At 70.0% G+C, this 6,718-nt stretch carries 6 protein-coding genes and 1 rRNA gene; 3 read left to right on the top strand and 4 right to left on the bottom strand.

The features are described from left to right. The 4 genes from ACILQS_RS14765 to ACILQS_RS14780 form a co-directional block, all read right to left on the bottom strand. Positions 1–375, bottom strand: a 16S ribosomal RNA gene (locus ACILQS_RS14765); the annotation flags it as partial. Positions 376–909: 534 nt separating this feature from the next. Next, on the bottom strand, positions 910–2,385 hold the full coding sequence (locus ACILQS_RS14770; protein WP_395640886.1) for a hypothetical protein: 1,476 nt from the start codon (positions 2,383–2,385) through the stop codon (positions 910–912). Positions 2,386–2,467: 82 nt separating this feature from the next. Then, complete coding sequence (tyrS, locus tag ACILQS_RS14775) at positions 2,468–3,814, bottom strand: tyrosine--tRNA ligase (protein ID WP_395640887.1); 1,347 nt, start codon at positions 3,812–3,814, stop codon at positions 2,468–2,470. A 26-nt stretch (positions 3,815–3,840) separates the two neighbouring features. Then, positions 3,841–4,746 carry a DUF817 domain-containing protein gene (locus ACILQS_RS14780; RefSeq protein WP_395640888.1) on the bottom strand — a complete coding sequence of 302 codons (906 nt, stop codon included), beginning with the start codon at positions 4,744–4,746 and terminating at the stop codon, positions 3,841–3,843. An 88-nt stretch (positions 4,747–4,834) separates the two neighbouring features. Here ACILQS_RS14780 and ACILQS_RS14785 point away from each other — a divergent pair, with 88 nt between their 5' ends. The 3 genes from ACILQS_RS14785 to ACILQS_RS14795 all read left to right on the top strand — a co-directional run. Then, positions 4,835–5,437 carry a DNA-binding protein gene (locus ACILQS_RS14785; protein WP_395640889.1) on the top strand — a complete coding sequence of 201 codons (603 nt, stop codon included), beginning with the start codon at positions 4,835–4,837 and terminating at the stop codon, positions 5,435–5,437. Next, a complete protein-coding gene (locus tag ACILQS_RS14790; RefSeq protein ID WP_395640890.1) occupies positions 5,434–6,051 on the top strand; it encodes a hypothetical protein in 618 nt (205 codons plus the stop codon). Before ACILQS_RS14785 ends, ACILQS_RS14790 begins: the two co-directional genes overlap by 4 nt. Positions 6,052–6,059: 8 nt before the next feature. Beyond that, positions 6,060–6,718: hypothetical protein (locus ACILQS_RS14795; RefSeq protein WP_395640891.1), on the top strand; the 659-nt coding region annotated here is incomplete at its 3' end.

Here is a 6,718-nt window from a genome sequence, read left to right on the forward strand (position 1 = left end):
CCATTGTGCAATATTCCCCACTGCTGCCTCCCGTAGGAGTCTGGGCCGTGTCTCAGTCCCAGTGTGGCCGGTCACCCTCTCAGGCCGGCTACCCGTCGTAGGCTTGGTGGGCCGTTACCTCACCAACTACCTGATAGGCCGCGAGTCCATCCCAGACCGAAATTCTTTCCAGACGATGAAGATGCCTTCTCGTCTCGTATCCGGTATTAGACGTCGTTTCCAACGCTTATCCCAGAGTCTGGGGCAGGTTACTCACGTGTTACTCACCCGTTCGCCACTGATCCACAGGAGCAAGCTCCTGCTTCACCGTTCGACTTGCATGTGTTAAGCACGCCGCCAGCGTTCATCCTGAGCCAGGATCAAACTCTCCGTAAGGTTTGGTAGCACGCAGACCGAAGTCTGCGGCAAACCGGTGCGCACCTCGACCGGAATGGATCGAGACTGCGCGAGTTGATCTGACTAAAGGATTGTCTACTGACAATCCGTCAATCCAAAGGAATCTCGTCGATGACCGAGGTCACCGACAGAGGTATTTGGCATTTGACATAGTGCACGCTGTTGAGTTCTCAAGGATCGGGCGCGCCAGAACCCTCGCCGTTTCGGGGTTGGATTCAGGGCAACTGCTCTAACCTACCAGCGCGAGCACGCGTGTCAAGCGACACGCGGAACCGAAGAGGTTCTTCGCGCTGGGCTCCCCACTCTAGCTCGCCGTTCCGCGCTTGTCAGCACAGATCTTGCGATCTTTCGAGGGGAGGTGTCCCACTTGAGGGCCCGGTTGCTCCAGCGGCGTTGTTCACACTGCGGCTTCCGGCACCTTTGGGGTGACGAGTGATTACGTTACGTGGATCGGGGCGTTCTGCCAAATCCTGGCTGCATCCCGGGCGTGTCGCGCCCGGGATGCCCGGAAAATCAAGGTTCTGCGCAATACGTGGCGTACCAGCCGGCGACGCCGGACTGCCCCTCGATGGAGGTGATCTGCTGCTCGTTGGTCTCCCGGTCGATGATGCGCGAGCCCGCCACGGCGTCGATGATCGTCTGACCTCGAGCGGCCAGCAGGTCCAGCCCGTCGCGAAGTTCCGCCGGGGACGTCGCGGCGAGCGCCACCCACTCGTCGGTCCACGCCTGCATGCTCGTGAGCGAGTCCGAGATCGTCGCCCCCGGGCTCGGCCACCCGAGGAGGGGCGCCGACACGATCGCCGGATCGGCGGCACCGGCGGCACAGAACTCCGCACTCGCCGCAGCCACCTCGTCGTGCTCGAGTTGATCGAGTCGGAGATTCCAGAGGACGTACCCGCCGATCCCGGCCATGATCGTCGAGATCACGGCGAGAGCGAGGGATGCTCGGCCGATGCCGTTGAGCCAGCCTCGGCGCCTCACGCCTCGCGCGGCGGTCACGATGGCCATCAGGAGTCCGAGTGGCCCCGTGAGGACCGCGAGTACCAGCCCGATCCTCTCCACGACGGTCGAACGCCCCAGCTCCTCAGGGGACTCGACGGCAGCGGTCGAGTCGGGCAGCAGGGGCCCGGGCGGAAAGACGGTGGCGAGCGGAGCCGCGTCGGCCCGCACGAGCGGATGCTCGGCCGCGGGCATGCCGCCCGGCGTCTCGGCGGAACGGGGCTCCGGCGGTTGGAGGCCGAGCGCGTCGAACCCGCCGAAGGCCGGAGGCTCGACGACCGGCTGCGGAGCCGCTCGAAGCGCGGGGTCGTCGGCGCGGGACGGCGCCGGCGGATCGTACGCAGCCGGCGCGTCGTACGCCACGGGCCGGTCGTACGCGCGGCGCGGGTCGTCAGCCGGTGCCGCGTCGGCGGCGCGCGGCCGGTACATCGGCGGCTCATCGGATGCGGGCGGCGGAGACGCGACGGGATCCACCGGTGCGGGGTACTGCGCCGTCGGCGGGTACGGGGATGCCGGTGTCAGGCCCGGGTAGTGCGGCGCGGGGGGCGCGCCGTAGGTCGGCTGAGGCGGCGCCGCCGGAGCCGGCATCTCGTACGCGGGCGGCGCCGTCGGAGCCGGCATCTCGTAGGCGGGCGGAGCCGCCGGAGCCGGCATCTCGTAGGCCGGCGTCTGCGGATACTGCGGCGCGTGCGGGAACTGGGTCGCCTGCGGGTAGGGCTGGCCGGCGGGCTGCGGAGGCTGTGCCGGAGCCGGCATCTCCCACGCCGGTGTCACCGGTGCCGGCGCGGACGGAGCAGGCGGGGCGCCGTACGGTTCGGGCGCGAGGCCCGGATACTGCGGGGCCGGCGAGGGTGGGGGCGCGGCGGGCGCATCCGCGGGTTGCTGCGCGGCGCGACGGGGCCCCGGCTCCGCGTCGGGTGCCCCTTGCGGGGTGATGCCCCCGAACAGTGCGGCCAGGCCGTCGCCGTCTTCGTCGTTGTTGAAACTCACTTCGCCCTCCTCCGCGAGCCTAAGCGACTCCCCGTGGCGGCGAGCACCCGGAAGCCCGGGAATGGAATGGGAACCGGCCCCATCATCCGACCGCCGTCGTCGCGTGCAGCCCGGCGAGAGTCTTCTTCCCCCGCCGCAGGACCGCCAGCCCGCCGTGCAGGAAGGCCCCGTCGGCGGTCGCGTCGGAGGTCTCGACCCGGACGTTGTTGAGGTACACGCCACCCTGCTCGATCGCGCGGCGGGATTCGCTCACGCTCGAGGTGAGGCCGGCATCCACCAGGAGTTGCGCCACGGTCGCCCCGGGGTCCGCGGTCGCGGAGGGCAGTTCGGCGATCGCCGCGCGCAGCGTCGGCTCGTCGAGCGCCGCGAGGTCGCCGTTGCCGAAGAGCGCCTCGGCGGCCGCGAACGCGGCGTCGGTCGCGGCCGCTCCGTGTACGAGCGCCGTCACCTCGCGGGCGAGCGTACGCTGCGCCTCCCGCCGGAACGGCTCCGTCGCAACCGCCTGGGCGAGCCGCTCGATCTCGGCGCGCGGCAGGAACGTGAACACCTTGAGCCGCTGGATGACGTCGGCGTCGTCGGTGTTGAGCCAGAACTGGCTGAACGCGTACGGCGAGGTGAGGGCCGGGTCGAGCCAGACCGCGTTGCCTTCGCTCTTGCCGAACTTGGTGCCGTCGCTGTTGGTGATGAGCGGGGTGCCGATGGCGTGCGCCGACGCCCCGTCCGCCTTGTGGATGAGGTCGACGCCGCTCGTGAGGTTGCCCCACTGGTCGCTGCCGCCGGTCTGCAGCACGCAGCCGTACTCCCGGTGCAGGTGGAGGAAGTCCATCCCCTGCAGCACCTGGTAGCTGAACTCCGTGTACGAGATGCCCTCATCCGAGTTCAGTCGGGTCGCGACGATCTCCTTCTTCACCATCGTGCCGACCCGGAAGTACTTGCCGATGTCACGCAGGAAGTCGATCGCCGACATCGGCGCCGTCCAGTCGAGGTTGTTGACCATCCGTGCCGCGTTGCGGTGCTCGAACGCGGCATCGCCGTCGAAGGAGAGGAAGCGCTCCACCTGGGCTTGGAGCAGAGCGACCCACTCCGCGACGGTCTCCTTGGTGTTGAGCACCCGCTCCGCCGTCTGACGGGGGTCGCCGATCAGGCCGGTCGAGCCGCCGACGAGTCCGAGCGGACGGTGGCCGGCCAGCTGGATGCGGCGCATCGTGAGCAGTTGCACGAGGTTGCCGAGGTGCAGGCTCGGCGCCGTCGGGTCGAAACCGCAGTAGAAGACGACCGGGGGGCCGGCGAGCAGAGCCTTCAGCGTCGGGGCATCCGTCGAGACGTGCACGAGTCCGCGATAGACGAGCTCGTCCCAGACGTCGTCGAAGGCGGGGTCGTTGCGTTGCTGCGCGAGTCTCTGCTCGTCGGAGCTGGCGGATGCGGGCACCGAGACAGAGTACCCGGCAGACGCCGTCACTCGGCTCGGGTGTCGGCGTTCTCGGCCTCGTTCCCCGGTGCGTCGGGCGGCTCGGCGCCGGGCGGCTCGGGCGGGTAGACCCAGGTGACGAGCACGACGGAGATCATCATCAGCAGGATCCACGATCCGAGTTTCGCGAGCGACACCGGCGTCCAGCCGTCGGCCTGGTCGGGGTAGATCCACGCCTGCCCGGCGGTCGCGACGTTCTCGGCGATCCAGATGAAGAGCGCGACGAGCACGAACGAGATGAGGACCGACAACCTCAGCCGGGCCTTCAGCACCCGCGCTTCGAGCACGGTGGGCCAGTAGAGCACGACGATCGCGGCGAACAGCAGCCAACGCACATCCACGACGTAGTGGTGCGTGAAGAAGTTGACGTAGCAGGCGATCGCGACGACCGCGGTGAGCCAGCGCCGTGGATAGCGGTCGAAGCGGATGTCGAACAGGCGCACCACCCGCACCATGTACGAGCCGACGGCCGCATACATGAACCCCGAGAACAGGGGCACCGCGCCGAGGTGCAGCACCCCGCCGGGACTGTACGCCCACGAGCCGACGTCGGTCTTGAAGAGCTCCATGACGGTGCCGACGACGTGGAAGAGCAGGATGACGCGCAACTCGCCGATCGTCTCCAGGCGACCGACGAGCATCCCGATCTGGATGAGGACGGCGAGGATCGTCAGCACGTCGTTGCGGGCGAGGAGGGCGTCGTCGGGGGAGAACACGCGCGTGGCGACGATCGCGACGAGCAGCAGCGCACCGAAGAGGGCCGCCCAGGCCTGCTTCGCGCCGAAGACGAGGAACTCGGCGAGGAGCGACCCGGCCCGTGTGGGCGGGAGCCGGTCGAGCAGACCGTGCGCCGCCCGGTCGATGATCATCTCGACGGACGTGAAGCGGGCCACCGGCACAGAGTACGGTGTGACGGCGGACGAGTTCGTGGATCAAGTTTCCGACCTTGATAATTGCGAATCAAGTCCATACCCTTGAGGAATGTTCGTCCTCACCGTCGACCAGATCGATAGCCGACATCGCTCCGATCAGGTCGGGCCGATCCTGGCCCGCCTCGAGTCGGCCTTCGGCGATCGCCTGGCGACCGCCCCCGAGCGGACCGCCGGCGACGAATTCCAGGTCGCGACCGACGACGGCCCCGCCGCCCTCGAGATCGCGCTTCTGCTGGTCCGCACGGGCGACTGGAGCGTGGGGCTGGGCGTCGGCGACGTGCGGACCCCCCGCGGGGACAGTGTGCGGGCGATGACCGGGACGGCGTTCGTCAACGCCCGGGAGGCGGTGACCGCGGCGAAGAAGCGTCCCGCGAGGTTCGCCCTCGTCGCCGATGCCGGTGCCCCCGACCTCGATCCGCTCATCCGCCTGCTCCTCGCTCTCCGCGAGCGACGCACGCCCGAGGGCTGGGAACTGTCCGACCTGCTCGACGTCTCCCCCGAACTCACCTTGACCGACGCGGCCGCGCGGCTCGGGATCAGCGTGCAGGCGGCGAGCCAACGCGCCCTGACCGCCGGATCGCGCCTCGATCGCGAGGCGCGCGAGGTGCTGGGTTCGATGCTCACGATCGAGGGTGAAAGGATCGGAGCATGATCCAGATCCTCGGGATGCAGGACTTCGCCGCCATCGTCGTCTGGACGGGGGCCCTCGTCTTCGTGCTCGCCGCCGTCGCGATCGCGGTTCTCGCGATCCGCCTCCAGCAACCGATCGTGGCGCTCTTCGGGCTCCTGCCGGTGGGGCTCGGCATCCTGGCGATCGCCCTCGGCATCCGCGACACCTTCCCGGCGCCGGCGCCGTGGCCGGGCCTCGTCGCCCTCGCCCTCGCCGCCCTCGCCATCATCGGCGGCAACCCGCTCACCGTCTGGGTACTCGGGCGCGCCGCGAAAGGCGACGTCGACGGCGGCGATCACGGCGGCATCCTCGTCGCGGAGCCGACGGCGAAGGGCGCCACGAGCACGACGAAGACCCGGGAGGTGCTGCGCGGCGGCACCTGGATCGGCTACCTCGAGCGTCTCGCCGTCGTCGGCGCGATCGCCGTCGGCCACTTCGAGATCGTCGCCGCGGTCATCGCGATCAAGGGCCTCGGCCGGTTCTCGGAACTCGACGCCCCTGAGGCGCGAGAACGGTTCATCATCGGCACCCTGGTGAGCATGACCTGGGCGGCCCTCTGCGGGGCGCTCATCGTCCTGCCGGTCGTCACCGCGTAGTCGCGCCCGTGCGCACTCTGCGGCTCGCCCTCTCCGCCGCCGACCCCGGGCTGCGTCGCCTCGGCGCCGCCGTGCGGGCCACGGCGAGCTGGTCGGTCGCCGTCGCGGTGCTCTTCGCGATCTGCGGCGCCCTGCGGCTCGAGTGGTCACTCGCGACCGCCGGGATGCTCGTCGCCGCCGTCGGCAGCATGACCATCGGGATGGGGCCGCGCGAGCGCCTCCGGTTCGTGCCGCTGCTCGTGCTGGCGGCGTCGGGGAGCGTCGGGGTGACCCTGGGGCTGCTCGTCGCCGGCGACGCGGTGGTCACCGCCCTCGTCGTCGTCGCCCTCGCCGTCGCGGTGCTCGCCTCGACGCTGCTCGGCACGGCCGGCGCGATCGTCGCGCTCGGCGGCGTCGCGGGCTTCACGGCGGTCGCGATCGCCCGCCCTGAGTGGAGCGATCTGCCGTGGATCCTCGGCGGCGTCGTCGTCGGGGCGGCCCTGCCCGTGCTCATGCTCACCGTGCTGCTGCGGTACCGTCCCCGCATCCACACCCGCCGGATGATCGGCAGTCTGCGCGCCCTCGTCGAGGAGATGCCGCTCGCGGTCGCCGGCGGGGACCAGGCGGCACGCCGGCACCTCGACGCGCTCGAAGCCGCGATCTCCGCCACCCCCGCGCGCATCGCCGC

The sequence above is a fragment of the Pseudolysinimonas sp. genome (assembly GCF_044239695.1).
Lineage (GTDB): Bacteria > Actinomycetota > Actinomycetes > Actinomycetales > Microbacteriaceae > Pseudolysinimonas_A.

Bases quoted from the DNA above. Each gene is read 5' to 3' on its own strand.
- ACILQS_RS14790 (WP_395640890.1), top strand. From the start codon at position 5,434: ATGATCCAGATCCTCGGGATGCAGGACTTCGCCGCCATCGTCGTCTGG.
- ACILQS_RS14785 (WP_395640889.1), top strand. From the start codon at position 4,835: ATGTTCGTCCTCACCGTCGACCAGATCGATAGCCGACATCGCTCCGAT.